Genomic DNA, 23,987 nt, shown 5'->3' on the forward strand with positions numbered 1-23,987 from the left:
TTAGAACAGGCGGGCGAGCAGGGCCGTTACGGCGGTTTCGACGCGTAAAATACGTGCACCCAGTTGCACCGGCTGTAAACCAGCCTTGGCCAGCAGGTCCACTTCATAGGGAATCCAGCCGCCTTCCGGGCCGATCGCGAGGGTCACCGGTTCCTCGAGGGCTCGGGGGCAGGCCGGGTAATCGCCCGGATGGCCGATCAGGCCCAAGGTGCCAGCCGCCATGGCCGGCAGACGATCTTCCACAAACGGCTTGAAGCGTTTCTCGATAATGATCTCGGGCAGCACCGTGTCCCGCGCTTGTTCCAGGCCGAGAATCAGTTGCTCGCGCACCGCTTCCGGCTCCAGGAACGGGGTTTGCCAGAAGCTTTTTTCCACGCGGTAGCTGTTGACCAGTACCACCTTGGGCACGCCCATGGCCGCCACGGTTTGCAGCACCCGGCGCAGCATCTTCGGGCGGGGCAGGGCCAGCAGCAAGGTCAGGGGTAGTTTGCTCGGTGGCGGTTGGTCGAAGCTCACTTGCAGTTCGGCTTCAGTGGCTTCCAGGCGCAGCAGTTGGGCATTGCCCATCAGCCCGCCAATGCGGCCCACACGCAGGGTGTCACCGACGGCGGCGCGGTGAACCTCCTGCATATGCACCAGGCGACGATCACGCAGCACTACGCGGTCGGCCGCGATAAAGTCGGCCTCTTCGAGCAGCAGCAGGTTCACGGCTGGGTCGCTGGCGGTTGGTCGTCGTCGGCAGGCGCGTCATCCGGGTGTTCGCCACGCTTGCTGATCAGGCCGCTGAACAGGATGCCCACCTCGAACAGCATCCACATCGGCACGGCCAGCAAGGTCTGGGAGAAGATGTCCGGTGGCGTGAGGATCATGCCGACCACGAAGCAGCCGATGATCACGTACGGGCGGATCTTTTTCAGGTACTTGACGTCGACCACGCCGATCCACACCAGCAACACTACCGCTACCGGAATTTCGAATGCCACGCCAAAGGCGAAGAACAGCGTCATCACGAAATCGAGGTAGCTGGTGATATCGGTCATCATCTCCACGCCGGCCGGGGTGGCGGCGGCGAAGAACTTGAAGATCAGCGGGAACACCAGGAAGTAGGCGAAGGCCATGCCGGTGTAGAAGAGCAGGATGCTCGACACCAACAATGGCACAGCGATGCGCTTCTCGTGCTTGTACAGGCCCGGCGCGATAAAGCCCCAGATCTGATGCAGGATCACCGGGATCGCCAGGAACAGCGAGACCATCATGGTCAGCTTCAAGGGGGTCAGGAACGGCGACGACACATCGGTGGCGATCATCGTCGCGCCGGCCGGCAGGTACTGGCGCAGGGGCGTCGAGACGAAGGTGTAGATCTGCTGGGTAAAGGCGAACAGCCCGGCAAAGATGATGAAGATCGCCGCCACGCAACGCAGCAGGCGGGTTCGCAACTCGGTGAGGTGCGAGACCAGCGGCATGTGCTGGTCGTTTTCCGGTTTATCAGCGCTCATGGGGCTCGCGGCGGCAATGTAGGGTCATGGGGCGCGGGCGACGCGACGGGCGTCGGCGCAGGCGTCGGTGGGGCGGGCGCTGCCGGTGTGGCGTCGGCCACAGGGGCTGGCGCGATGCTGTGCTCGGCCACCGGCGTTACCGGCTTGGCCGGCTCTTGCACCGGGGAAAGAATCTTGCGGGCTTCCTGCTCCAACGAGAGGATGTGCTCGTTGTGCAATTGCCGACGGATTTCGTCGGCACCGATTTCCCGTTCAACTTCCTGTTTGATCGCGTTGAAACTGCGCTTGAGGCGCCCGATCCACAAGCCGGCGGTGCGTGCGGCACCGGGCAGGCGTTCCGGCCCCAGTACCAGCAGGGCCACCAGGCCGACGAGCAGCAGTTCAGAGAAGCTGATACCAAACATTAGTCAGTGCTCACGAGTCTTTGCGGGTCGGCTCTTGGACCTTTTCAGCCTGCACGTCGAAGGTACGGCGCTCGGTGATCGGCTGGGTGGCCTGCGGGTGAACAGGCTGGGCCGGTGGCACCGGATTGGCGCTTGGCTCGGCCGGCTTTTCATCATCGTTCATGGCTTTGCGAAAGCCCTTGATCGACTCGCCCACATCGGTGCCCAGGTTCTTGAGCTTCTTGGTGCCGAACACCAATACCACTACCACCAGAATGACGATCCAGTGTTTCCAGTCAAAAATGCCCATGCTTCAAATCCTCAAGTCTCAGTTATTCAAGCGGACGGGCGCGAGGCCTTCTCGGCGTGCCCGGACAAGCCGAAGCGACGGTCCAGTTCATCCAGCACGGCCTGTGGGTGCTGCCCCAGTTGGGCGAGCATCACCAGGCTATGGAACCACAAGTCTGCGGTCTCATAGATTACATCGCTGTAATCACCGCTGATTTGCGCGTCCTTGGCCGCAATGATGGTCTCGACGGATTCTTCGCCGAGTTTTTCCAGAATCTTGTTCAGGCCCTTGTGGTACAGGCTGGCGACGTAGGAGCTGTCGGCATCCGCGCCTTTGCGGTCTTCCAGCACCTGGGCCACACGGTTCAGGGTATCGCTCATGTTCAGTGCCCTGCTGGGTAGATGGCGTGCGGGTCTTTGAGCACCGGCTCCACAACCTTCCATTCGCCATTCTCGAACACGCGATAGAAGCAACTGTGGCGGCCAGTGTGGCAGGCAATGCCGCCGATCTGCTCGACCTTGAGGATTACCACGTCGGCATCGCAGTCCAGGCGCAGCTCGTGCAGGGTCTGCACGTGCCCGGATTCTTCGCCCTTGCGCCACAGTTTGCCACGCGAACGTGACCAGTAGATGGCGCGCTGCTCGGCGGCGGTGAGGCTCAGGGCCTCGCGGTTCATCCAGGCCATCATCAGCACGCGCCCGGTCTTGTAGTCCTGGGCAATGGCCGGCACCAGGCCGTCACTGTCCCATTTGATCTCATCCAGCCAGTCTTTCATGTTCGGCTCCGGCAATTTGCGACAGTGTATAACCGGATGGGCTATCGACGCACGATCAGATAAACGCCCACGGCGACCATGATGCCCGCTGGCCAGTGGCCTAGTTGGTTCAATGGCCCACCAATCGCCAGCATCACGCCGCCCACCAGGTGCGCGGCGCCGAGCAGGCGCAGGAACCAGTCGTCCTTGCGCTTGCGCCACGGTGGCTCAGGGTCCTTGGCATGGGGCTGGGACATGCGCTCCAGCAGGTCGCGGGTCATGTTGGCCAGGTGCGGCAGTTGCTCGAACTGGCTGTGCAGGTTGCCTAGCATGGTTTTCGGGCTCATGCGCTCGCGCATCCAGCGTTCCAGGAAGGGTTGCGCAGTGTTCCACAAGTCGAGGTCCGGGTAGAGCTGGCGGCCCAGGCCTTCGATGTTCAGCAGGGTCTTCTGCAACAGCACCAGTTGCGGCTGCACTTCCATATTGAAGCGCCGCGCGGTCTGGAACAGGCGCATCAGCACTTGGCCGAACGAAATATCCTTTAACGGTTTTTCGAAGATCGGCTCGCACACGGTGCGGATCGCCGCTTCGAATTCGTTGAGTTTGGTTTCCGCTGGCACCCAACCCGAATCAATGTGCAACTGCGCCACACGGCGATAGTCGCGCTTGAAGAAGGCAAACAGGTTGCGCGCCAGGTAATCCTGGTCTTCCGGGGTGAGGCTGCCGACGATACCGCAGTCGATGGCGATGTACTGCGGGCTCCACGGGTTGACGGTGCTGACGAAGATGTTGCCCGGGTGCATGTCGGCGTGGAAGAAACTGTCGCGGAACACTTGGGTGAAGAAAATCTCCACACCGCGTTCTGCCAACATCTTCATGTCGGTGCGCTGGTCGGCCAGGGTCGCGAGGTCGGTAACCTGCACGCCGTAGATGCGCTCCATCACCAGCACTTTTGGCCGGCACCAGTCCCAATACACCTGCGGCACATACAGCAGTTGCGAGCCTTCGAAGTTGCGTCGCAATTGGCTGGCATTGGCCGCTTCGCGCAGCAGGTCGAGTTCGTCGTAGATGGTTTTTTCGTAGTCGGCGACCACGTCCACCGGGTGCAGCAGGCGCGCATCGGCGGAGAAGCGTTCGGCGGCGCGGGCGAGGATAAACAGCCATGCCAGGTCCTGGCCGATGATCGGCTTGAGGCCTGGGCGAATGACTTTCACCACCACTTCTTCGCCGGTCTTGAGCTGCGCGGCGTGAACCTGCGCGACCGAGGCCGAGGCCAGGGGCTCGACGTCGAAGCGGCTGAACACCTCGCTGATCTTCTGGCCCAGCTGTTCTTCGATCAGCGCCATCGACTGCTGCGAATCGAACGGCGGCACGCGGTCCTGCAGCAGCATCAGCTCGTCGGCGATGTCTTCGGGCAACAGGTCGCGGCGGGTGGAGAGGATCTGCCCGAACTTGATGAAGATAGGCCCCAAATCCTGCAACGCCAAGCGCAGGCTGGCGCCACGGCTCAACGGCGATGGCTTGCGGGGCAACCAGCGCCACGGCAGCACATAACGCACCGCCAGCAGGAACCACGGCAAGGGCAGGGCAAACAGCAGGTCATCAAGACGGTAGCGGATTACGACGCGCTGGATACGAAACAAACGGCGGACGGCGAGCAACTTCATGCGTTATCGCTTGGATCAAGGGAACGGCTCAAGCGCTCGAAGCGGGCCTCGAGGCGTTCCAGGTCGATTTTGGCCTTGTCGAGCTCGCGAAAGCGCGCTTGCGCTTCCCGTTGCCCGACCAGGGTGCGCGATTCTTCGCTCAGGTATTCGGCAAGGTTCTGGTTGAGGCTGGCGAACCCTTGCTGGTACCAGCGCGAGCGGCTGCGCAGGTGCCCGCTGATCAACTGGGTGGCGATGGGGCCGATCCAGCGCGACAGTTCATATTCCCAGTCCAGCTCCAGGTCTTGCAGTACGGCGGCCAGGTCCATCAGCACCGCACTGTCGCCTTCCAGCTCCACCTCGGGGCTGTGGAGAATGGCAGTCTTGTTGCGGCTCAGCGCCAGGTGCAACAGGCTGGAGGCCGGCGCACGCAAGGTGCAGTCGGCTTCAGCGGCCCATTGGGTGGCGAGCAGCAGGCCTTCATCGCTGGGCAGGATAAACAGCTGCACGGCGGGGCTGCGGCAATCAACGGCAATGACTTTGCCGGTCAGGTGCGCGAGCCGCGCCAGGGCGGTGCTGTCCAGGCGCAGTACACGGTTGAGACCGTGCTCAACGCTGGCGAGAAGACCTTGCAGCAGCATCAGGGCTTGATGCCGCGGTGCAGGGCGACGATGCCGGACGTCATGTTGTGGTAGGTCACGCGGTCGAAACCGGCCTCCACCATCATCGACTTCAGGGTTTCCTGATCCGGGTGCATGCGGATCGACTCGGCCAGGTAGCGGTAGCTCTCGGCGTCGTTGGTGATCAGCTTGCCCATCAGTGGCATGAAGGCGAACGAATAGGTGTCGTAGACCTTGGACATCAGCGCGTTGGTCGGCTTGGAGAATTCCAGCACCAGCAGGCGGCCACCCGGCTTGAGTACGCGCAGCATCGAGCGGATCGCGTCTTCCTTGTGAGTCACGTTACGCAGGCCGAACGCGATGGTCACGCAGTCGAAATGGTTGTCGGGGAACGGCAGCTTCTCGGCATCGGCCTGGACGAACTCGATATTGCCGGCCACGCCTTTGTCGAGCAGTCGGTCGCGGCCAACCTTGAGCATCGAGCCGTTGATATCGGCCAATACCACCTGGCCGGTGGGGCCAACCAGCTTGGAGAACTTGGCCGCCAGGTCGCCTGTGCCACCGGCGATGTCCAGCACCCGGTTGCCGGTGCGTACGCCCGACAACTCGATGGTGAAGCGCTTCCACAGGCGGTGCATGCCGCCGGAGAGCACGTCGTTCATCAGGTCGTACTTGGCTGCCACGGAGTGGAACACCTCAGCGACTTTTTCCGCCTTTTGGCTTTCCGGGACGTTCTTGAAGCCGAAGTGAGTGGTGGGTTCGGCATCGCTGCCTTTGCGCTGATCAGTCATATCGCTGTCACCAAAAGAGAATGCGGGACATGATAATCCCCAAGGCCTGCTTTGTCTTGGCAAGGCTGCAGGTAAGATAGACGCTCATCGAGACCTTTTGCCGCATGGCGGGTGTTCTGAGTCGTTATAAAGAGGAGTCATTGCAATGGCCCGTATTACCGTTGAGCGTGAACATACCCTGGGAAAAGAACAGGCGCGGGCCAAGGCGGAGCAATTGGCGCGCAAACTCGAGGATAAATATGGGGTGGAGTCTTCGTGGGCTGGCGACACCCTGAAGCTCAAGCGCTCCGGGGTTAAAGGCACGGTATTGGTGGCCGATGATTCGCTGCGCATTGATGTGGAACTTGGCCTGCTGATGTCGGCCATGAGTGGCACGATCAAGTCCGAAATCGAAAAGGCCCTGGATAAGGCCCTGGCTTGATACGGCTGTGCTTAGGGTGCCGATTCTAATTTTAAACCTTACTTTGTGCCCAAGCCCTCAACTCTTGCGGGCCGTCCGCCACCCAATTCTGTGTGAGGTGCACCATGGCCAAAGTTATTTTGAAGAAAAAAATCGACGTTCAGACCACCCCCCTGAGTGAGGTTAAAAGCTACGCCCGCAAGATTTGGCTGGCGGGTCTTGGCGCCTATGCCAAGGTCGGCAGCGAAGGCGGCGAGTACTTCAAGGAACTCGTTAGAAGCGGTCAACGTGTTGAAAGTAAAGGTAAAAAAGTTGTAGTTGAACAACTTGATGCCGCCAACAGTCAGATTGACCAAGTAAAGAGTAACGTCTCCGGCGTCAAAGGCCTGGTCGAAGTTCAACTGGATAAAGTTGAAAAAGCTTTTGATACTCGTGTCGGCAGTGCCTTGAATCGGATCGGCATTGCGTCTAAACATGACGTGGAGACACTCTCTGCTAAGCTCGAAGAGCTGACGGCATTGCTCGAACGTGTCGCGCGTAAACACTAAGGAGACATCGGGATGGCTGTTAAAAAGACTACTCAGAAAGAAGGCAGCTCGTGGGTCGGGAAAGTTGAAGAATATTCCCGCAAAATCTGGCTCGCTGGTTTAGGCGTGTACTCGAAGATCGACAGTGACGGCAGCAAACTCTTCGAGACCTTGGTCAAAGACGGCGAGAAGGCCGAGAAGTTGACCAAGAGCACGGTCGGTAAAAAAGTCGACGCTGCCAAGGCGAGTGCGGGTTCCGCCAAATCGAGTATTTCGGATACCTGGGGCAAGTTGGAAGAAACGTTCGACAAGCGCCTCAACAGTGCTATTTCGCGACTGGGCGTACCGAGCAAGGCTGAGTTGAAGGCGCTGCATAGCAAGGTTGATACCTTGACCAAGCAAATCGAAAAACTCACCGGCGCCAAAGCGGCTCCCGCCAAGACCGCCGCGGCCAAGCCTGCAGCAAAACCGGCGGCCAAACCTGCGGCTAAAACCGCCGCTGCAAAACCCACCGCCAAAACTGCCGCCAAGCCTCTGGTTAAAGCCGCCGCCAAGCCAGCTGCCAAACCCGCTGTCAAAGCGCCGGCCAAAGCCGCGGCGAAACCTGCTGCCAAGCCTGCGGCTAAAACTGCTGCCGCCAAACCGGCTACCAAGCCTGCCGCTAAGCCAGTGGCCGCTAAAGCCGCCGCGAAACCTGCGGCTAAACCGGCTGCCAAACCTGCGGCTAAAACCGCTGCCGCTAAACCTGCTGCCAAGCCCGCCGCTGCGAAACCCGCTGCCAAGCCTGCAGCGGCCAAAAAGCCTGCGGTAGCGAAAAAACCGGCAGCCGCAAAGCCTGCCGCGGCGGCCAAGCCAGCCACGGCACCAGCACCGGCTGCTTCTACCGCCAATTCGGTGTCCGCGCCGACGCATGCGGCTGCTACCCCGACTGCAACGCCGGTTACCCCGACGCCATCCAGTCAGTCCTGATTTTTACGGGACACATAAAACGCCCGGTCTGCGAAGATTGGGCGTTTTTTATGCAAGCCTCAAAAACGCCGCATTCCCCATTTTGTAGGAGCGAGCTTGCTCGCGAAAAACTCAAAGACGCCGTGTTTATTCAGGAGGCACTCGTTATCGTTGACGTTTTTCGCGAGCAAGCTCGCTCCTACATGTTTAATCGGTGTCATCCAGGTACTTCAAGGCGAACCGCTCGGTCGCCTGCCGCGCCGTTGGCAGCAGATGCGGCGCCACCAGCATCATGATCTGGTACACCACCACCCGTACCTCACCTTCACGGTCCAGAATCCGTTGGTAATCCAACGAAAACAGCAATGTCAGGGTGATCTGCTCCACCAGTTGCCCCAACGCCTGGGTATCGCTGACCAGTTGCCCTGCCGCCTTCAGCCGCGCAAGCAATGACGCCAAGGTGCGCTTGAGCGCCGTGAGCAGGTGACGGATCCCCTTGGCCAGCTTGGGCAAGCGCCCCGCCAGGTTCGACAAGTCCTGGAACAGGAACCGGTAGTGGGCCATGCGCTCGACAATCAGGTGCAAAAACAGCCAGTAGTCCTCAGCTTCCAGTTGCGCATCGGCAGGCGGGTCCAGCAGTGGCGCCAGCTCACACTGAAAACGCTCGAACAGCCCCAGCACCAACGGCTCCTTGCCATGGAAGTGATAGTAGAGGTTGCCGGGGCTGATCCCCATTTCATTGGCCACCTCCATGGTCGATACGTTCGGTTCGCCCTTGTGGTTGAACAACTGCAGGGCGCATTCAAGGATACGGTCGCGGGTCTTCATCCAGTCTTCTTAAAGTTGATTGCTGAGCTCAGCGCACACGCACGTAAGTACCCGGCGCCGCTTCCATCGGTGGGTAATTCTGGTTGCCCAGGGCGGTGAGGGTTTCGCGTTGTACGCCGGAGCGTTTTTGTACCCACTCCAGCCATTGTGGCCACCAACTGCCTTCGACGTGCTGGGCGTCGTAATACCAGGCGCGCGGGTCGCTGCTCAGCTTGAGGTTCTCGACGTAGTTGGCCTTGGGGTTGCCCGGTGGGTTGAGGATGCTCTGGATATGCCCGCTGTTGGAGAGCACAAAGCGTCGCTCGCCGCCCAGCAGTTGCGTGGAGCGGTACACCGCGTCCCACGGCGTGATGTGGTCATTGATGCCGGCCACGCTGAAGCTGTCCACCGAGACCTTGCGCAAGTCGATGGGCGTGCCGCATACCTCCAGCCCACCGGGATGGCTCAGGGGGTTGTGCTTGAAGAAGTCCAGCAGGTCGCCGTGCAGGGCGGCGGGCAGACGCGTGTTGTCGTTGTTCCAGTACAGGATGTCGAACGCCGGCGGTTCCTTGCCCAGCAGGTAATTATTGATCCAGTAATTCCAGATCAGGTCGTTGGGGCGCATCCAGGCAAATATCTTGGCCATGTCGCGGCCATCCAGCACGCCTTGCTGGTAGGAGCGGCGCTTGGCGGCTTCCAGGGTTTGTTCATCAGCGAACAATGTTGCGGGGCTGTCGATCTGGCTGTCCAGCAGGCTTACCAGGTAACTGGCGCTGGAGATGCGCCGCAACTGGCGCTTGGCTTGCAGGTGGCCTTGCAGCGCGGCGATGGTCAGGCCGCCGGCGCAGGCGCCCATCAGGTTGACCTCGCGGGCGCCAGTGATGGCCCGGCATACGTTGAGCGCTTCTTCCAGCGCCGCCACGTAGGTGGACAGGCCCCATTCGCGATGCCGCACGTCCGGGTTGCGCCAGCTGACCATAAAGGTCTGCAGGCCGTTTTTCAGTGCGTATTGCACAAAGCTGTTGGCCGGGCTCAGGTCGAAGATGTAGTACTTGTTGATTTGCGGCGGCACTACCAGCAGCGGCTTGGCGTATTGTTTTTCGCTCATGGGCTTGTACTGGATCAGCTCCAGCAGTTCGTTGCGAAACACCACCGAACCGGGCGTGGTCGCCACGGTCTTGCCCACTTCAAAGGCGTGCTTGCTGACCTGGCGCGGCAAACCGTTGTTGTGCAGCAGGTCTTCGAACAAGTTGCTCACGCCGCGCACCACGCTGTTGCCGCCGGAGTTGAGCAGCTCCTTGATCGCCAGCGGGTTGAGCAGGGTGTTGGAAGGGGAGACAGCATCGTTGAGCAGGGCGAAGGCAAACTGCGCGCGGGCGCGATCATCGTCACTGAGGGTGCTGTCGTCGATCCACAGCCGTGTCTGTTTTTGCCAGCTCAGATAGGCTTGCAAGCTGCGCCGGTACAGCGGGTTGAGCTTCCAGGTGGGGTCGCTGAAGCGATGGTCCCTGGGGTTGGGTTCGTGCACGGTCTCACCCAGCAGCACGCGGCCCAACTGGCCGCCCAGGGCCAGGGCGTGGCGGGCGGTGTGCACCGGGTTGCGCAGGCCGTGCGCGGCGACGGTACGCAGGGTCGACAGCAAGTCCCGGCCGCGCAGGCCGGTGATCGCATTTTGCGCGTTGATGAACGCAGCGGGGGTGGGCGCCGGGTTCGTCACGGGTCTTTCTCGCATGAGCCAACACTCCTTCGTCAAGACATCAAGCAGGCACGCCAATCCAGAACCATAGTCGGTTCCTGGCAAGTTGCGCGGTGGTGTGTTCCTTCACACCGCCGGTCGCGGATGTATCACGGCGCGCAGGCGCTCCTCCTCCAGAAACTTCATGATGATCGGTGCCACGGCTTCGGCCCGGGTGATCAGGAACAGGTGGCCGTCATCGATGATGTGCAACTGTGCATTGGGGATGCGCCAGGCGAGCATGCGCATGTTGACCAGCGGGATCAGCGGGTCATCGTCCCCGGCCAGCACCAGGGTGGGCTGGCGGATCTTGTGCAACCAATGAATGCTGGTCCAGCCCAGCCCGGCAAACAACTGCCAGTAGTAACCCAGCTTGCCGGCCGAGCGCACTTTGCTCGCATGCTCTGCGGCCAGTTTGGAATCACGGCGGAACGAACCGCCATAAATCATCGGTGCAATGCGCACCACGTGGGACGGCTGGATATAACGCCTGGGGCTTGCCATCAGCCACAAGACCTTCGGTTTGCCCGGCACCATGAAGGCCCCGGCCGCGGTGGCCGCGAGGATCAATTTCTTGCAGCGCTCGGGGTAGTCATACGCAAATTGCTGGGCCAGCGCTCCGCCCCAGGACACGCCCACGGCGTTCACTTGGCCATAGTCGAGGTAATCGAGCATACGCGCGGTGAGTTTGGCCAGACCGGGGAAGCGATAGGGTCGGTTCGGCGTCGAGGAGCCGCCCACGCCGGGCACGTCGAAGGCGATCACTTCCAGGTCCGGGTCCAGGGCCTGGACGAACGGAAACACCAGCTCAAGGTTGGCGCCGATGCCGTTGAAGATCAGCAGCGGGGTCAAGTGCGGCTTGCCCGGGCGTACCGCCGTGCGGATGGTCTGGCCATCCAGGTCGATGGTACGGAAGATGAACGGTTGCGCCATGCTCAAGCCCTGTGAAGTGGTGCTATTGGTCTGTAGGAACTCGGTCAGTGTGGGAGCTGGCTTGCCTGCGATGGCATTCTTTCAGGCCGCGATTAGTGAGCAGGCCCATCGCTATCGCAGGCAAGCCAGCTCCCACATCTGATCTCATTTCAATCACAAGAATGCCTAGCGTTCATGTACATAGGTACCCGGCGCCGCTTCAGCGGCTGCATAGGTTTTATTGCCTAATGTCGTCGGGGCTTTTTTCAGTTTTCCCGCCCGCTCCGCCTGCCAAACCTGCCAGTGCAGCCACCACGAATCGGTGTGCTTGGTAGCATTCTCCTGCCATTCCAACGCACTGCCGGCCAGGCCCTCGCTGGTCTGGTAGCGTGCCTTGGGGTTGCCCGGCGGGTTGAGGATGCTCTGGATATGCCCGCTGCTGGACAGCACAAACTCGACCTTGCCGCCGAACAACTGCGCTGACTTGTAGCAGGACTGCCACGGCGTGATGTGGTCGTTGGTGCCGGCCAGGGAGTAGATATCGGCGGTGACCTGCTTGAGGTCGATGGGCGTGCCGCACACTTCCAGGGCGTTGGCGCGTACCAGTGGGTTGTTCTTGAACAGTTCGATCAGGTCGCCATGGAACGCGGCCGGCAAGCGTGTGGTGTCGTTGTTCCAGAACAGGATGTCGAACACCGGCGGCTCGTTGCCCAGCAGGTAGTTGTTGACCCAATAGTTCCAGATCAGATCGTTGGGGCGCATCCAGGCAAATACCTTGGCCATGTCGCGGCCTTCCAGCACGCCGGCCTGATAGGAGTGGCGCTTGGCCGCTTCCAGGGTCTGTTCATCCACAAACAGCGCCACCTGGGTGTCCAGGGTGGTATCCAGCACGCTCACTAGCAGCGTCAGGGCGTTGACCTTCTTCTCGCCCAGCGCCGCGTAGTGGCCCAACAGTGCGGTGCAGGTGATACCGCCGGAGCAGGCACCGAGCATATTCACATCCTTGCTGCCCGTAATCGCCGTGACCACATCCACTGCTTCCTTGAGCGCCTCGATATAAGTCGACAGGCCCCATTCGCGTTGGGCCTTGGTGGGGTTGCGCCAACTGACGATAAAGGTCTGCTGGCCATTGCGCAGGCAAAAACGCGCCAGGCTCTTATCCGGGCACAGGTCGAAGACATAGAATTTGTTGATCTGCGGCGGTACCACCAGCAGCGGGCGTTCGTGTACCTGTTCGGTGATGGGCTTGTATTGGATCAGCTCCAGTACATCGTTGCGAAACACCACCGCGCCTTCGCTGGTGCCCAGGGTCTTGCCGACTTCAAAGGCGCCCATGTTGACCTGGCTGGGCATACCGCCGTTGTGCACCATGTCCTTGGCCAGGTGGGAAAGGCCGTCGAGCAGGCTTTTGCCGCCGGTTTCAAAGAAGCGTTTGACCGCCGCCGGGTTGGCCGCGCTGTTGGTGGGGGCCATGGCTTCGGTCATCAGGTTGATCACGAAGTGGCCGCGGCTGATGTCTTGTGCCGACAGGTTGCTGTCGTCGATCCAGTCGTGAAGCTCCTTGCGCCACGCCAGGTAAGTCTGCAAATAACGTTTGTAGAGCGGGTTCTGGCTCCAGGCCGGGTCGTTGAAGCGACGGTCGTCGCCCTCGGGCACCAGCGCGGATTTGCCGAACATCACATTCTTCAATTCAACGCCAAAGTGGGCGACGTGCTTGACGCTGTGCAACGGTTGCTTGATGGCTTGGGTCAGCACCATCTTGGCCGAGGCCAATAAATCCTTTTTGCGTAACGCGATGATCGGGTTCAACCCCAGGGTGTTTTCCGAGGCCTGGCGTTTCAAGTCATCGTTATTCTTGTTACTCATCTACGACGCTCCATTGTCCGAAAGACGAGTACCGGCGATTGCTGCGCACCCAATTTCGATACACGACACCAGCCTGGTACTGCGACTCGGGTGACCGTTGATACCGCATCGTCAAATGCAGGGAACTTGCCAGCTCCATTGGTTACCCGAGTTTATTTTTTTTCGCAAGCGGGCCAATCGTTGGCCACGCGACAGGGCATTCAAGCAGATGAAATTAGAAAATGCGCTCTAAACAGCAAGATCCCTGTGCTAGAGCATCAGCCGCACGACCGACTCACTCGGATCGCGGGTTTTTCCAGCGGCTTTGAGCTCGTCCAGGTAGTCGGCCCATAGAGCGTCCTGACGTACGGCCAGCTGATAGAGATAGTCCCAGGTGAACAGTCCGCTGTCATGACCGTCGTCGAAGGTCAATTTCAGTGCGTACTGGCCGGCGGGTTCCAGCTTGATCAACCGGACGTTGAGCTTGCCGAATTGCAGGATGGGTTTGCCGTGGCCCTGGACCTCGGCGGAAGGGGAGTGCACCCGCAGGAATTCGGCGGGCAACTGGTAGGTTTCGTCTGGCCCGTAGGTCAGGCCGAGTGTATTGGAGGTTTTATGCAGGTTTACAGCAGTCGGAAACTTGGCCATTGGAGATAATCCTGAAGGAACCGGCTTCAACCCTGTGGGAGCGAGCTTGCTCGCGAAAGCGGTGTGTCAGCCAGCATATCTGGTACTGATATACCGCTTTCGCGAGCAAGCCCGCTCCCACATTTAAGCGAAGCGGTTTCGCGTTAAGGCTTACAGGATATAACGAGACAAGTCTTCGTTCTGCGCCAATTCGCCCAAGTGGCTGTTGACGTAGTCAGCATCGATCTTGATCGCTTCGCCATTCTGCGCACCGGCCATGTCGCCGGCGCTGAAAGACACTTCCTCAAGCAGGCGCTCAAGCAAGGTATGCAGGCGACGGGCACCGATGTTCTCGGTCTTCTCGTTGACCTGCCAGGCGATCTCCGCCAGACGCTTGATACCGTCAGCCTGGAATTCGATACCCAGCCCTTCGGTTTTCAGCAGCTCGCGGTACTGCTCGGTGAGCGAGGCATGCGGTTCGCTGAGGATGCGCTCGAAGTCGCCCGGCGTCAGTGCCTTGAGCTCCACCCGAATCGGCAGGCGGCCTTGCAGCTCGGGCACCAGGTCGCTCGGCTTGCTCAGGTGGAAGGCACCGGAGGCGATAAACAGGATGTGGTCAGTCTTGACCATGCCCAGCTTGGTGTTGACCGTGCACCCTTCGATCAGCGGCAGCAGATCGCGCTGCACGCCTTCGCGGGAGACATCCACGCCGCCGGAGTTGCCACGCTTGGCCACCTTGTCGATCTCATCGATAAACACAATGCCATGTTGCTCGACCGCTTCCAGGGCCTTGGCCTTGAGTTCTTCCTCATTGACCAGGCGCCCGGCTTCTTCGTCGCGCACCAGCTTGAGCGCATCCTTGACCTTGAGCTTGCGGCTTTTCTTCTTGCCCTTGCCCATGTTGGCGAACAGGTTTTGCAACTGGCTGGTCATTTCTTCCATGCCAGGCGGGGCAGAGATATCCACGCCGGACACTTCGGCCACTTCGATCTCGATTTCCTTGTCATCCAACTGGCCTTCACGCAGGCGCTTGCGGAACAGCTGACGGGTGTTGGAATCCGACGAAGGTGCGGCGTCTTCGTTGAAACCCATGCGTGCCGGTGGCAGTAGGGCGTCGAGGATGCGCTCTTCAGCGGCGTCTTCCGCGCGATGGCTGACCTTGGTCACTTCCTGTTCGCGCAGCATCTTCAGGGCGGCGTCAGCCAGGTCGCGAATGATCGACTCGACATCGCGGCCCACATAACCGACTTCGGTGAATTTGGTCGCTTCGACCTTGATGAACGGTGCATTGGCCAATTTGGCCAGGCGACGGGCGATCTCGGTTTTGCCGACGCCGGTAGGGCCGATCATCAGGATGTTCTTGGGCGTTACTTCAACGCGCAGTTCTTCCGGCAGTTGCATCCGGCGCCAGCGGTTACGCAGCGCAATGGCAACGGCGCGCTTGGCATCGTCCTGGCCGATGATATGGCGGTTGAGTTCATGGACGATTTCGCGGGGAGTCATGGACATAGTTTTTGGCGGCCTCAAGCCTGAATAAGCCCAGGGCTTATTCGGCGAGGTCCTGCTCCTCAATGGTCTGATTGTGGTTGGTGAACACGCAGATATCGCCAGCGATACCCAGGGCGGTCTCGACGATTTCACGGGCCGACAGGTCGGTTTTCTTCAGCAGCGCGCTGGCCGCAGCCTGGGCGTAGCCGCCACCTGAACCCATGGCGATCAGGCCATGCTCGGGTTCAACCACGTCGCCGTTGCCGGTGATGATCAGGGAAGCGTCTTTGTTCGCAACCGCGAGCATGGCCTCCAGGCGGCTGAGGGAGCGGTCGGTGCGCCATTCTTTGGCAAGTTCCACAGCGGCGCGCACCAGGTGGCCCTGGTGTTTCTCAAGCTGGCCTTCGAAACGCTCGAACAGGGTAAAGGCGTCGGCGGTTGCGCCTGCGAAGCCGGCAAGCACCTGGCCGTGGTACAGGCGGCGCACTTTCTTGGCGTTGCCTTTCATCACGGTGTTGCCCAGGGAAACCTGGCCGTCGCCGCCCATGACAACTTTGCCGTGGCGACGTACTGAAACGATGGTGGTCAAGGGGAGAGTCTCCACGCAGCGGGGCGAAAATGCCCTGATGGAAACTCATATGGGGGTGGCGAGGGGGATTTCAACCGTAGGAAGGCAGGGCAGACGAGTGGTGATCGTTCCCACGCTCCGCGTGGTAATGCCGCCTTGACGCTCTGCGCCTGCTCTGTGACGCAGAGCGTCAAGGGACACGTTCCCACGCGGAGCGTGGGAACGATCAGTGAGTATGAGTCAGCGGCTCTGGCGTTGTTGTAACAACAGGTTGCTAAACCCGGCGCCGGCCAATTGCTTTTGCGCCACGGTCAGCTGTTCGCGGTTGCTGAACGGCCCCACCAATACGCGATACCAGGTCGCGTCCTTCACCGTGCCGGACTCAACCGATACCGATTGGCCCAACAGAATGATCTGTGCGCGTACACGGTCCGCATCCGCCTGTTTCGGGAACGAGCCCGCTTGCAGGAAGAACTTGGTCACCGGCGCAGCCTTGGTGGCTGCCACTGGCGGTGCTGGCGGCGGCGTGATACCGGCCAGCGCGGCCTGGGCGCGCGCCGTGTCGATTTTTGCCGCTTCCGCTGGGGTTACCGGCGTGGTCGGCACTTGTGGCGTCGGCAGGGTTTTTTCCGGCACGGCGTCAGGCGGCACGATCACTTCCGATTCCGGCAGCAGCGTGTAGAAGTCGTACTTGGGCTTTACCGGTGCGGTCGGGCTCGGCGCGGTCTTGTTGGCTTCGGCGATTTTCGTGGCCTTTTGCTGCTCCTGTTTGACGCGCTTGACGTCATCGCCCTGACCGGGCTCCAGCTTCATCAGAAACACGATAAATGCGCCGACCGTAAGGCCGATGGCCATCCACAGCCAACCCGGAATCGGTTGCTTCGCCGGGGCCTGGTAGCGGCTGGCGCCGCGCTTGGGTGCAGGTTTTTTCTTGGCAGCCAACTTACATACGCTCCAGAGTTTCCAGGCCCAAGAGTTCCAGGCCTTGCTTGAGGGTGCGTCCAGCCAATGCGGCAAGGCGCAGGCGACTTTGTTTCTGGGCTTCGTCGTCGGCGGTCAGGATCGGGCAGTTCTCGTAGAAACTGGAGAACAGGCCGGCCACTTCGTACAAATAGGTGCACAGGATGTGCGGCGTGCCTTTTTCGCCAACGCTGTTGAGCACCTCGCCAAATTGCGCGAGCTTGGCCGCCAGTTCCTGTTCGTGGGCGGCGTCCAGCGCGATCTGGCCTTCGACTTCGCTGAAGTCCTTGCCCAGCTTGCGGAATACCCCGGCCACGCGAGTGTAGGCGTACAGCAGGTACGGCGCGGTGTTGCCTTCGAAGTTGAGCATCAGGTCGAAGTTGAAGCTGTAGTCGCTGGTGCGGTGCTTGGACAGATCGGCGTATTTCACCGCGCCAATGCCCACCACGCGGGCGATGTTGCGCAGGTCGGCCTCGGCCAGCTCCGGGTTCTTTTCCTTCACCAGGTTGTAGGCACGTTCCTGGGCTTCGGTCAGCAGGTCGATCAGCTTCACGGTGCCGCCGTCGCGGGTCTTGAAGGGGCGGCCATCGGCGCCGTTCATGGTGCCAAAGCCCATGTGCTCCATGTGCATCGGGTGGGTGACGAAACCGGCGCGACGCGCCACTTCGAACACCTGCTGGAAGTGCAGGGCCTGGCGCTGGTCGACGAAGTACAGCGCACGGTCAGCCTTGAGCACGCCACTGCGGTAACGCACGGCGGCCAGGTCAGTGGTGGCGTAGAGGTAGCCGCCATCGGCCTTGACGATGATCACCGGCAGCGGCTCGCCGTCGGCGGTCTTGAATTCTTCGAGGAACACGCACTGGGCGCCGTTGCTTTCGACCAGCAGGCCCTTGGCCTTGAGGTCGTTGACCACGTTGATCAGGTCGTCGTTGTAGGCGCTTTCGCCCATCACGTCGGCCATGGTCAGTTTCACATTGAGCAGCTCGTAGATTTCCTGGCAATGAGACAGGGAAATTTCACGGAAGCGGTTCCACAGCGCCAGGCATTCTTCGTCGCCGGCTTGCAGCTTGACCACCAGGCCGCGGGCGCGGTCAGCGAACTCTTCGGATTCATCGAAACGCTTTTTGGCAGCACGGTAGAAATTTTCCAGGTCGGCCAGCTCGTTGCTGGTGATCGGGTTTTCCTGCAGATAGGCCATCAGCATGCCGAACTGGGTACCCCAGTCGCCCACGTGGTTCTGGCGGATCACGGTGTCGCCGAGGAATTCCAGCACCCGTGCCACGCCATCGCCAATGATAGTGGAGCGCAGGTGGCCCACGTGCATTTCCTTGGCCAGGTTCGGTGCCGACAGGTCGATGACCACGCGCTGGCTGTCGCCGGCCTTGCGTGCACCGATGCGCGCATCGGCCAGGGCGGCATCCAGGCGTGACGCCAGGGCCTGGGTGTTCTGGAAGAAGTTGATAAAGCCTGGGCCGGCGATTTCGGCCTTGGTGACACTGGCGTCAGCCGGCAGGGCTGCGATGATTTTTTCTGCCAGGTCACGCGGCTTCATGCCGGCCGGCTTGGACAGCATCATCGCGATGTTGCTGGCGAAGTCGCCATGGGTCTTGTCGCGGGTGTTCTCCACCTGGATCGCCGGCGACAGGCCTTCAGGCAACACACCTTCGTGGACGAGTTGGGTGAGGGCTTGTTGGATCAGCTGGCGAATGGTGTCTTTCATGGTGTTCTCTTTCGACCGCAAGCGGCGGCGCGCGATGCGCAGGTGGAAAAACTGGGCATTATCCGTGGCGAGGGCGGGCTTGCCAACCGTTCAGACTATATGGCGGACCTGCGGGCCTCTTCGCGGGCAAGCCCGCTCCCACATTTAAGGGTATTCACATTTCATAATGTGGGAGCTGGCTTGCCTGCGATGACGTAATTACCCTCAATACAAATCTACCGGGTCTACATCCAACGACCATCGCACCTGCCGACCGCTGGGCAGTTGCTCCAGCTCAAGCATCCAGCGACTTAATAGCCGATGCAGCGGGGCGCGGGAGGTTGCCTGCAAGAGTAGCTGAGCGCGATAACGTCCGGCGCGCCGCTCCATGGGCGCTGGCACCGGGCCGAGTAGTTCGATGCCACTGAGGGCCAGTTCGCCCAATAAACGTTCGGCGGCGCTGCAGGCCTCATCAAGAAAGCCTTCGGCCTGCCCGGGTTTGTGGGCTTCGGCACGCAGCAGCGCCAGGTGCGCAAAGGGCGGGAGGCCGGCGGCGCGGCGTTCGCTCAAGGCCTGTTCGGCGAAGGCAAAGTAGCCTTGTTCCGTCAGTTGAATCAGCAGCGGGTGGTCGGCCAGGTGCGTCTGGATAATCACCCTGCCTGGCTCTTCGGCCCGACCGGCGCGTCCTGCCACCTGCACGATCAACTGCGCCATGCGTTCGCTGGCGCGAAAATCCCCGGAGAACAACCCGCCATCGGCATCCAGGATCGACACCAGGGTCACCCGTGGGAAGTGATGCCCCTTGGCAAGCATCTGCGTGCCCACCAGGATGCACGGTTGGCCTTTGTGGATGGTGGCGAACAGTTGGTTCATGGCGTCTTTGCGCGACGTGCTGTCGCGGTCCACCCGTAGCACCGGGTAGTCCGGGAACAGAATGCCGAGGCGTTCTTCGGCGCGCTCGGTGCCGGCGCCCACGGGCCGCAGGTCCACCTTGCCGCACTGCGGGCAATGGCGCGGTACCCGTTCCACATGGCCGCAGTGATGGCAGCGTAACTCGCCGTGGCGCTGATGCACCGTCATGCGCGCATCGCAGCGCTCGCACCCGGACATCCAGCCGCAGTCATGGCACAGCAACGTCGGGGCAAAGCCGCGGCGGTTGAGAAATACCAATACTTGCTGGCCGGCGGCCAGGGTCTGGCCAATGGCCTGTTGCATCGGGCCGGAAATACCGCTGTCCAGCGGGCGGCTTTTCACGTCCAGGCGCAGGAAGCGCGGTTGTTTGGCGCCGCCAGCACGCTCGTTCAGGCGCAGCAGCCCGTAACGGCCGGTGTAGGCGTTGTGCAGGCTTTCCAGGGACGGCGTGGCCGAGCCCAGCACAATCGGGATGTCTTCCTGGCGGGCGCGTACCAGCGCGAGGTCGCGGGCGTGGTAGCGCAAACCTTCCTGCTGTTTATAGGAGCCATCGTGCTCCTCGTCGACGATGATCAGCCCGGGGTTTTTCATCGGCGTGAACAGTGCTGAGCGCGTGCCGATAATAATGTCGGCCTCGCCATCCCGCGCCGCCAGCCACGACTCCAGGCGTTCACGGTCATTGACTGCCGAGTGCACCAGGGCGATCCGGGCATTGAAGCGTTGCTCGAAACGCGCCACGGTCTGCGGGCCCAGGTTGATCTCGGGGATCAGCACCAGTGCCTGCTTGCCCGCCTGCAGGGTTTCGCGGATCAGCTGCAAATAGACTTCGGTCTTGCCGCTGCCAGTGACGCCGGCCAGCAGGAATGCATGGAAACTGTCGAAACCGGCGCGAATCGCCTCATACGCGGCGCGTTGCTCGGGGTTCAGCGGCAACTCCGGCTGGGCCAGCCAGTGTTCGTGGCGCGGGTCCGGAGCGTGTTTGCGGATTTCCACCTGCACCAAGCCCTTGGCCAGCAACAGGTCGAGGCTGTCTTTGCTCAGCATCAGCTTGCTTAATAGCTGATGGGCCACGCCGTGTGGGTGCTGTGCCAAGGTGGCCAGGGCCTCACGCTGGCGCGGGGCGCGGGCGATGCGCGGGTCGTCGAGGCGTGCGCCCGGCACCATCGACCAGAAACGCTCCTGGCGCGCTTCGGCCAGTTCGCCCTGGCGCAGCAGCACCGGCAGCGCCCAGCTCAAGGTATCGCCCAGGCTGTGTTGGTAATACTGCGCGGTCCACAGGCACAGCTTGAACAGCGCGGGCGGCAGCGGTGGTGTGGCGTCGAGCAGGGCAATTGCCGGCTTGAGCTTTTCGGCAGGCACTTCGCTGTGGTCGGTGACTTCCACCAGAATGCCGATCATTTCCCGGCGTCCGAACGGCACGCGCACGCGCATGCCCGGTTGCAACTGCGCACGCGACACGCCGGGCGGGGCCCGGTAATCGAACAGGCGGCGCAGGGGCGAGGGCAGGGCTAGGCGCAAAATGGCGTCGGGCACGCGAGGATTCTCATCAATAAAGGCAAGCGGTGGCGCAGGGGCGCGAGCCTAGCAGACCGGGGGTGTCCCGTCTCCAGTACTGGAATCGGATCTTGTGGGAGCTGGCTTGCCTGCGAAAGCGCTAGTGCAGTAACAGATGCAGTGACTGACACACCGCCTTCGCGGGCAAGCCCGGCTCCCACATTGACGGCGGTGTGTGAGGAATATCTGATGAAAGGAAGTTTTCGACCATTCCCGCCGCTTGCGTGATTAAAAAGGTCTGGTAGAATCCGCGGCCTAATTACGTGCGGTATTCGACAATAGTGTCGAGTGGCGGCACGCTAGCCCGAGGAAGTGCCATGAAAGCCGATATCCATCCAGCGTACGAAACCATCGAAGTCACCTGCAGCTGCGGCAACAAGTTCGAAACTCGTTCGAACCTGTGCAAGCCACTGGGTACTGACGTATGCAACGAGTGCCACCCGTTCTACACCGGTAAGCAGAAAACTCTGGACACCGGCGGCCGCGTACAGCGCTTCGCAGATCGCTTTGGTGCTTTCGGCAAGAAGCCTGCTGCTACTCCAGCAGAGTAAGGTTCAAGAGCCTTATGGGCTTTTACCCGCGGTTGAAAAAGGCGTCCCTTGTGGGCGCCTTTTTTGTGCCTGGGATTTGGCTGGCGACCGCTCAGGCCAACCCCTTCTGCCCCGCCCCGGCGGCCATCGTGCGTGTGGAGGTACAGCGTGTGGTGGATGGCGACACGGTGCGCCTCAAGGACGGTCGCAGCGTGCGCATGATCGGCCTCAACGCGCCGGAAACCGGCAAGAAGGGTCGCCCTGACGAGCCATTCGCTGTCGCCGCCCGTCAGCGCCTGCAGGCGTTGGTCAAGGCCAGCGATGGGCGTGTCGGCCTGGTGGCGGGGCGCGAAGGCAAAGATCATTACGGGCGCACCCTGGCTCACCTCTACGGCGCCAATGGCGAGAATCTGGAGGCGCAACTGCTGGCCGAGGGTTTGGGGTACCAAGTGGGCGTCGCGCCGAATGTCGACCTGATGGCCTGCCAGCAGGCGGCCGAAAACAGCGCCCGCCAGGCACGGCTCGGCCTGTGGCGCCAATCGCCAGTGCACAGCGTGGCGAATCTCAAGCGCTCCGGGTTTGCCCTGGTGGCCGGTCGGGTCAGCAAGATCGAGCGCAATCGCGGTGGAATCTGGATTGAACTGCAGGGTTCACTGGTATTGCGTATTGCGCCCGAGCTGATCAGCCAGTTCGATACGGCCATGCTCGATGGTCTGCAAGGCCGCACCATTGAGGCGCGCGGTTGGGTGCAGGATCGAGCCCGCCGTGGCGGCCTGAAAAAAGGCCAAGCGCGCTGGCTGTTGCCAATAACCGACCCCGGCATGCTGAAATCGGCGCTTTGAATAAAAAATTGTAGACATTTTTTATTTCGATTGTGAACAGTTGAGCCCTTATATCCCGTGGCTCTTGGCCAAAAGTCGTAGCGCAGGGCCCTTGACACCTGTGACTGCCCAGTCTTGTAGGGACTTTACGACACGCGTATCCTCGGCGGTCCGTCGACCAACAGTAAAAGCGGAATGCCGATATGTCTGATTTGAAAACTGCCGCTCTCGAATACCATGCCCATCCTCGTCCAGGAAAGCTGAGTGTAGAGCTCACCAAAGCCACTGCCACTGCCCGCGACCTGTCGCTGGCCTACAGCCCTGGTGTTGCCGAACCCGTACGTGAAATCGCCCGTGACCCAGAGCTGGCGTACAAGTACACCGGCAAAGGCAACCTGGTTGCAGTGATTTCCGATGGCACCGCGATTCTGGGCCTGGGTAACCTCGGCCCATTGGCTTCCAAGCCAGTCATGGAAGGCAAGGGCGTGCTGTTCAAGCGCTTTGCCGGCATCGACGTTTTCGACATCGAAGTCGATTCCGAAAGCCCGCAGGCGTTCATCGACACCGTCAAGCGCATTTCCATCACGTTCGGTGGCATCAACCTGGAAGACATCAAGGCACCTGAGTGCTTCGAGATCGAAAAGGCCCTGATCGAGCAGTGCGACATTCCGGTATTCCACGATGACCAACACGGCACCGCGATCGTTACCGCAGCCGGCATGATCAACGCCCTGGAAATTGCTGGCAAAACCCTGGGCGAGGCGAAAATCGTCTGCCTGGGCGCCGGTGCCGCGGCCATTTCCTGCATGAAGCTGATCATCAGCATGGGCGCCAAGCTGGAAAACATCTACATGGTCGACAGCAAGGGCGTGATTCAGTCCGAGCGCACCGACCTGAACCAGTACAAGGCGATGTTTGCCCATCCGTCCTCCAAGCGCACCCTGGCTGACGCCCTCGACGGTGCCGACGTGTTCGTTGGCCTGTCCGGCCCGAACCTGCTGAGCGCTGAAGGCCTCAAATCCATGGCGCCGAACCCTATCGTGTTCGCCTGCTCCAACCCGGATCCGGAAATCTCTCCAGAACTGGCCCACGCCACTCGCAGCGACGTGATCATGGCCACCGGCCGTTCGGACTACCCGAACCAGGTCAACAACGTATTGGGCTTCCCGTTCATCTTCCGTGGTGCCCTGGACGTTCGCGCCAAGCGCATCAACGAAGAAATGAAAGTGGCCGCTGCCAACGCCCTGCGTGAACTGGCCAAGCTGCCGGTACCTCAGGACGTGTGCGACGCCTACGGTGGCGCCAAGCTGGAATTCGGTCGTGAGTACATCATTCCGAAACCAATGGACAAGCGCCTGATCACCCTGATCTCCGATGCCGTGGCCAAGGCCGCTATCGAGACTGGTGTGGCTACCCTGCCGTATCCAAAGAACTACCCGCTGCAAAGCGTGGATGATGTGTTCAACGGCTAAGCCGTTGTAGACACACCCGCAAAAAAAGCCCCGCCTGAGTGATCAGTCGGGGCTTTTTTGTGGCTGATGTCCCGTGGCTGATCTTTCCCACGCTCTGCGTGGGAATGCCCACCTGGACGCTCCGCGTCTGCTTTTAAGATCGTGACGCAGAGCGTCACAGGATGCATTCCCACGCGGAGCGTGGGAACGATCGGCCGATCAGC

At 61.0% G+C, this 23,987-nt stretch carries 25 protein-coding genes; 6 read left to right on the top strand and 19 right to left on the bottom strand.

Features of this window, described 5'->3' with window-relative positions; translation table 11 throughout:
* Genes JFT58_RS09520 through ubiE form a run of 9 tightly spaced genes read right to left on the bottom strand, consistent with a single transcriptional unit; the run spans position 1 to position 5,979 of the window.
* Positions 1–708 (bottom strand): 16S rRNA (uracil(1498)-N(3))-methyltransferase, encoded by a 708-nt coding sequence (locus tag JFT58_RS09520; protein WP_054897530.1) that lies wholly within the window; start codon positions 706–708, stop codon positions 1–3.
* Entirely contained in the window at positions 705–1,496 is a 792-nt protein-coding gene (tatC, locus tag JFT58_RS09525) for a twin-arginine translocase subunit TatC (protein ID WP_034125559.1), read from the bottom strand. The genes JFT58_RS09520 and tatC overlap by 4 nt, the downstream gene beginning before the upstream one ends.
* A complete protein-coding gene (gene tatB, locus JFT58_RS09530) occupies positions 1,493–1,900 on the bottom strand; it encodes a Sec-independent protein translocase protein TatB (protein ID WP_054897529.1) in 408 nt (135 codons plus the stop codon). The genes tatC and tatB overlap by 4 nt, the downstream gene beginning before the upstream one ends.
* A gap of 10 nt (positions 1,901–1,910) precedes the next feature.
* The gene (locus tag JFT58_RS09535) at positions 1,911–2,189 is read right to left on the bottom strand and encodes a twin-arginine translocase TatA/TatE family subunit (RefSeq protein ID WP_003187877.1); all 279 of its coding nucleotides are present in this window, start codon (positions 2,187–2,189) and stop codon (positions 1,911–1,913) included.
* A 26-nt stretch (positions 2,190–2,215) separates the two neighbouring features.
* On the bottom strand, positions 2,216–2,548 hold the full coding sequence (locus tag JFT58_RS09540; RefSeq protein WP_003187881.1) for a phosphoribosyl-ATP diphosphatase: 333 nt from the start codon (positions 2,546–2,548) through the stop codon (positions 2,216–2,218).
* A 2-nt stretch (positions 2,549–2,550) separates the two neighbouring features.
* Positions 2,551–2,943, bottom strand: coding sequence for a phosphoribosyl-AMP cyclohydrolase (gene hisI / locus JFT58_RS09545; protein ID WP_003187884.1), 393 nt, complete (start codon positions 2,941–2,943; stop codon positions 2,551–2,553).
* Between the two features lie 41 nt (positions 2,944–2,984).
* Positions 2,985–4,589: a ubiquinone biosynthesis regulatory protein kinase UbiB gene (ubiB, locus tag JFT58_RS09550; RefSeq protein ID WP_019820016.1), complete on the bottom strand. Its 1,605-nt coding sequence runs from the start codon at positions 4,587–4,589 to the stop codon at positions 2,985–2,987.
* On the bottom strand, positions 4,586–5,209 hold the full coding sequence (locus JFT58_RS09555; protein WP_054897528.1) for a ubiquinone biosynthesis accessory factor UbiJ: 624 nt from the start codon (positions 5,207–5,209) through the stop codon (positions 4,586–4,588). The genes ubiB and JFT58_RS09555 overlap by 4 nt, the downstream gene beginning before the upstream one ends.
* Positions 5,209–5,979, bottom strand: a complete 771-nt coding sequence (gene ubiE, locus JFT58_RS09560; RefSeq protein WP_003171186.1) for a bifunctional demethylmenaquinone methyltransferase/2-methoxy-6-polyprenyl-1,4-benzoquinol methylase UbiE — start codon at positions 5,977–5,979, stop codon at positions 5,209–5,211. The genes JFT58_RS09555 and ubiE overlap by 1 nt, the downstream gene beginning before the upstream one ends.
* 145 nt (positions 5,980–6,124) lie before the next feature.
* On the opposite strand from ubiE, the gene JFT58_RS09565 reads away from it, so the two are divergent.
* From JFT58_RS09565 to JFT58_RS09575, 3 genes are all read left to right on the top strand, one after another.
* On the top strand, positions 6,125–6,400 hold the full coding sequence (locus JFT58_RS09565; RefSeq protein ID WP_034125562.1) for a polyhydroxyalkanoic acid system family protein: 276 nt from the start codon (positions 6,125–6,127) through the stop codon (positions 6,398–6,400).
* A 104-nt stretch (positions 6,401–6,504) separates the two neighbouring features.
* The gene (locus JFT58_RS09570; protein ID WP_034125563.1) at positions 6,505–6,927 is read left to right on the top strand and encodes a phasin family protein; all 423 of its coding nucleotides are present in this window, start codon (positions 6,505–6,507) and stop codon (positions 6,925–6,927) included.
* A 12-nt stretch (positions 6,928–6,939) separates the two neighbouring features.
* Entirely contained in the window at positions 6,940–7,875 is a 936-nt protein-coding gene (locus JFT58_RS09575; protein ID WP_054897527.1) for a phasin family protein, read from the top strand.
* Positions 7,876–8,061: 186 nt separating this feature from the next.
* On the opposite strand, the gene JFT58_RS09580 is transcribed toward JFT58_RS09575, so the two are convergent.
* The 10 genes from JFT58_RS09580 to JFT58_RS09625 all read right to left on the bottom strand — a co-directional run bounded on the left by JFT58_RS09580 (position 8,062) and on the right by JFT58_RS09625 (position 20,940).
* Complete coding sequence (locus tag JFT58_RS09580) at positions 8,062–8,682, bottom strand: TetR/AcrR family transcriptional regulator (protein ID WP_054919462.1); 621 nt, start codon at positions 8,680–8,682, stop codon at positions 8,062–8,064.
* A 28-nt stretch (positions 8,683–8,710) separates the two neighbouring features.
* A complete protein-coding gene (gene phaC / locus JFT58_RS09585) occupies positions 8,711–10,393 on the bottom strand; it encodes a class II poly(R)-hydroxyalkanoic acid synthase (RefSeq protein ID WP_054896197.1) in 1,683 nt (560 codons plus the stop codon).
* A 90-nt stretch (positions 10,394–10,483) separates the two neighbouring features.
* Positions 10,484–11,329 (bottom strand): poly(3-hydroxyalkanoate) depolymerase, encoded by an 846-nt coding sequence (gene phaZ, locus JFT58_RS09590; RefSeq protein ID WP_019820034.1) that lies wholly within the window; start codon positions 11,327–11,329, stop codon positions 10,484–10,486.
* A gap of 165 nt (positions 11,330–11,494) precedes the next feature.
* Positions 11,495–13,174, bottom strand: coding sequence for a class II poly(R)-hydroxyalkanoic acid synthase (gene phaC, locus JFT58_RS09595; RefSeq protein WP_054896198.1), 1,680 nt, complete (start codon positions 13,172–13,174; stop codon positions 11,495–11,497).
* Positions 13,175–13,423: 249 nt separating this feature from the next.
* A complete protein-coding gene (locus tag JFT58_RS09600) occupies positions 13,424–13,801 on the bottom strand; it encodes a gamma-butyrobetaine hydroxylase-like domain-containing protein (RefSeq protein WP_054896199.1) in 378 nt (125 codons plus the stop codon).
* Positions 13,802–13,951: 150 nt separating this feature from the next.
* Positions 13,952–15,289: an ATP-dependent protease ATPase subunit HslU gene (hslU, locus tag JFT58_RS09605; RefSeq protein WP_044270712.1), complete on the bottom strand. Its 1,338-nt coding sequence runs from the start codon at positions 15,287–15,289 to the stop codon at positions 13,952–13,954.
* 37 nt (positions 15,290–15,326) lie between these two features.
* Entirely contained in the window at positions 15,327–15,857 is a 531-nt protein-coding gene (gene hslV / locus JFT58_RS09610; protein ID WP_003171209.1) for an ATP-dependent protease subunit HslV, read from the bottom strand.
* Positions 15,858–16,076: 219 nt separating this feature from the next.
* Positions 16,077–16,778, bottom strand: a complete 702-nt coding sequence (locus JFT58_RS09615; RefSeq protein ID WP_003187899.1) for an SPOR domain-containing protein — start codon at positions 16,776–16,778, stop codon at positions 16,077–16,079.
* Between the two features lies 1 nt (position 16,779).
* Positions 16,780–18,516, bottom strand: coding sequence for an arginine--tRNA ligase (gene argS / locus JFT58_RS09620; protein ID WP_014716573.1), 1,737 nt, complete (start codon positions 18,514–18,516; stop codon positions 16,780–16,782).
* 204 nt (positions 18,517–18,720) lie between these two features.
* Positions 18,721–20,940 carry a primosomal protein N' gene (locus JFT58_RS09625; protein WP_034125571.1) on the bottom strand — a complete coding sequence of 740 codons (2,220 nt, stop codon included), beginning with the start codon at positions 20,938–20,940 and terminating at the stop codon, positions 18,721–18,723.
* Between the two features lie 338 nt (positions 20,941–21,278).
* Here JFT58_RS09625 and rpmE point away from each other — a divergent pair, with 338 nt between their 5' ends.
* From rpmE to JFT58_RS09640, 3 genes are all read left to right on the top strand, one after another.
* Positions 21,279–21,512 (top strand): 50S ribosomal protein L31, encoded by a 234-nt coding sequence (gene rpmE / locus JFT58_RS09630; protein WP_005784030.1) that lies wholly within the window; start codon positions 21,279–21,281, stop codon positions 21,510–21,512.
* A 14-nt stretch (positions 21,513–21,526) separates the two neighbouring features.
* Positions 21,527–22,333 (top strand): thermonuclease family protein, encoded by an 807-nt coding sequence (locus JFT58_RS09635; RefSeq protein WP_054896200.1) that lies wholly within the window; start codon positions 21,527–21,529, stop codon positions 22,331–22,333.
* A 182-nt stretch (positions 22,334–22,515) separates the two neighbouring features.
* The gene (locus JFT58_RS09640; RefSeq protein WP_005784034.1) at positions 22,516–23,784 is read left to right on the top strand and encodes a malic enzyme-like NAD(P)-binding protein; all 1,269 of its coding nucleotides are present in this window, start codon (positions 22,516–22,518) and stop codon (positions 23,782–23,784) included.
* The last annotated feature ends 203 nt before the right edge of the window (positions 23,785–23,987 follow it).

Origin of the sequence: Pseudomonas sp. MF6767, assembly GCF_016405475.1 — a bacterium.
Taxonomy (GTDB): domain Bacteria; phylum Pseudomonadota; class Gammaproteobacteria; order Pseudomonadales; family Pseudomonadaceae; genus Aquipseudomonas; species Aquipseudomonas paracarnis.

Excerpts from the sequence above, each read along its gene's own strand:
- argS (WP_014716573.1), bottom strand. The coding sequence starts at position 18,516 with ATGAAAGACACCATTCGCCAGCTGATCCAACAAGCCCTCACCCAACTC.
- JFT58_RS09565 (WP_034125562.1), top strand. The coding sequence starts at position 6,125 with ATGGCCCGTATTACCGTTGAGCGTGAACATACCCTGGGAAAAGAACAG.
- rpmE (WP_005784030.1), top strand. The coding sequence starts at position 21,279 with ATGAAAGCCGATATCCATCCAGCGTACGAAACCATCGAAGTCACCTGC.
- JFT58_RS09570 (WP_034125563.1), top strand. The coding sequence starts at position 6,505 with ATGGCCAAAGTTATTTTGAAGAAAAAAATCGACGTTCAGACCACCCCC.
- hslU (WP_044270712.1), bottom strand. The coding sequence starts at position 15,289 with ATGTCCATGACTCCCCGCGAAATCGTCCATGAACTCAACCGCCATATC.
- phaC (WP_054896197.1), bottom strand. The coding sequence starts at position 10,393 with ATGCGAGAAAGACCCGTGACGAACCCGGCGCCCACCCCCGCTGCGTTC.
- JFT58_RS09535 (WP_003187877.1), bottom strand. The coding sequence starts at position 2,189 with ATGGGCATTTTTGACTGGAAACACTGGATCGTCATTCTGGTGGTAGTG.
- tatC (WP_034125559.1), bottom strand. The coding sequence starts at position 1,496 with ATGAGCGCTGATAAACCGGAAAACGACCAGCACATGCCGCTGGTCTCG.
- JFT58_RS09575 (WP_054897527.1), top strand. The coding sequence starts at position 6,940 with ATGGCTGTTAAAAAGACTACTCAGAAAGAAGGCAGCTCGTGGGTCGGG.
- phaC (WP_054896198.1), bottom strand. The coding sequence starts at position 13,174 with ATGAGTAACAAGAATAACGATGACTTGAAACGCCAGGCCTCGGAAAAC.
- JFT58_RS09640 (WP_005784034.1), top strand. The coding sequence starts at position 22,516 with ATGTCTGATTTGAAAACTGCCGCTCTCGAATACCATGCCCATCCTCGT.
- JFT58_RS09600 (WP_054896199.1), bottom strand. The coding sequence starts at position 13,801 with ATGGCCAAGTTTCCGACTGCTGTAAACCTGCATAAAACCTCCAATACA.
- phaZ (WP_019820034.1), bottom strand. The coding sequence starts at position 11,329 with ATGGCGCAACCGTTCATCTTCCGTACCATCGACCTGGATGGCCAGACC.
- ubiE (WP_003171186.1), bottom strand. The coding sequence starts at position 5,979 with ATGACTGATCAGCGCAAAGGCAGCGATGCCGAACCCACCACTCACTTC.
- JFT58_RS09540 (WP_003187881.1), bottom strand. The coding sequence starts at position 2,548 with ATGAGCGATACCCTGAACCGTGTGGCCCAGGTGCTGGAAGACCGCAAA.
- JFT58_RS09635 (WP_054896200.1), top strand. The coding sequence starts at position 21,527 with ATGGGCTTTTACCCGCGGTTGAAAAAGGCGTCCCTTGTGGGCGCCTTT.
- hisI (WP_003187884.1), bottom strand. The coding sequence starts at position 2,943 with ATGAAAGACTGGCTGGATGAGATCAAATGGGACAGTGACGGCCTGGTG.
- ubiB (WP_019820016.1), bottom strand. The coding sequence starts at position 4,589 with ATGAAGTTGCTCGCCGTCCGCCGTTTGTTTCGTATCCAGCGCGTCGTA.
- JFT58_RS09555 (WP_054897528.1), bottom strand. The coding sequence starts at position 5,209 with ATGCTGCTGCAAGGTCTTCTCGCCAGCGTTGAGCACGGTCTCAACCGT.
- JFT58_RS09580 (WP_054919462.1), bottom strand. The coding sequence starts at position 8,682 with ATGAAGACCCGCGACCGTATCCTTGAATGCGCCCTGCAGTTGTTCAAC.
- tatB (WP_054897529.1), bottom strand. The coding sequence starts at position 1,900 with ATGTTTGGTATCAGCTTCTCTGAACTGCTGCTCGTCGGCCTGGTGGCC.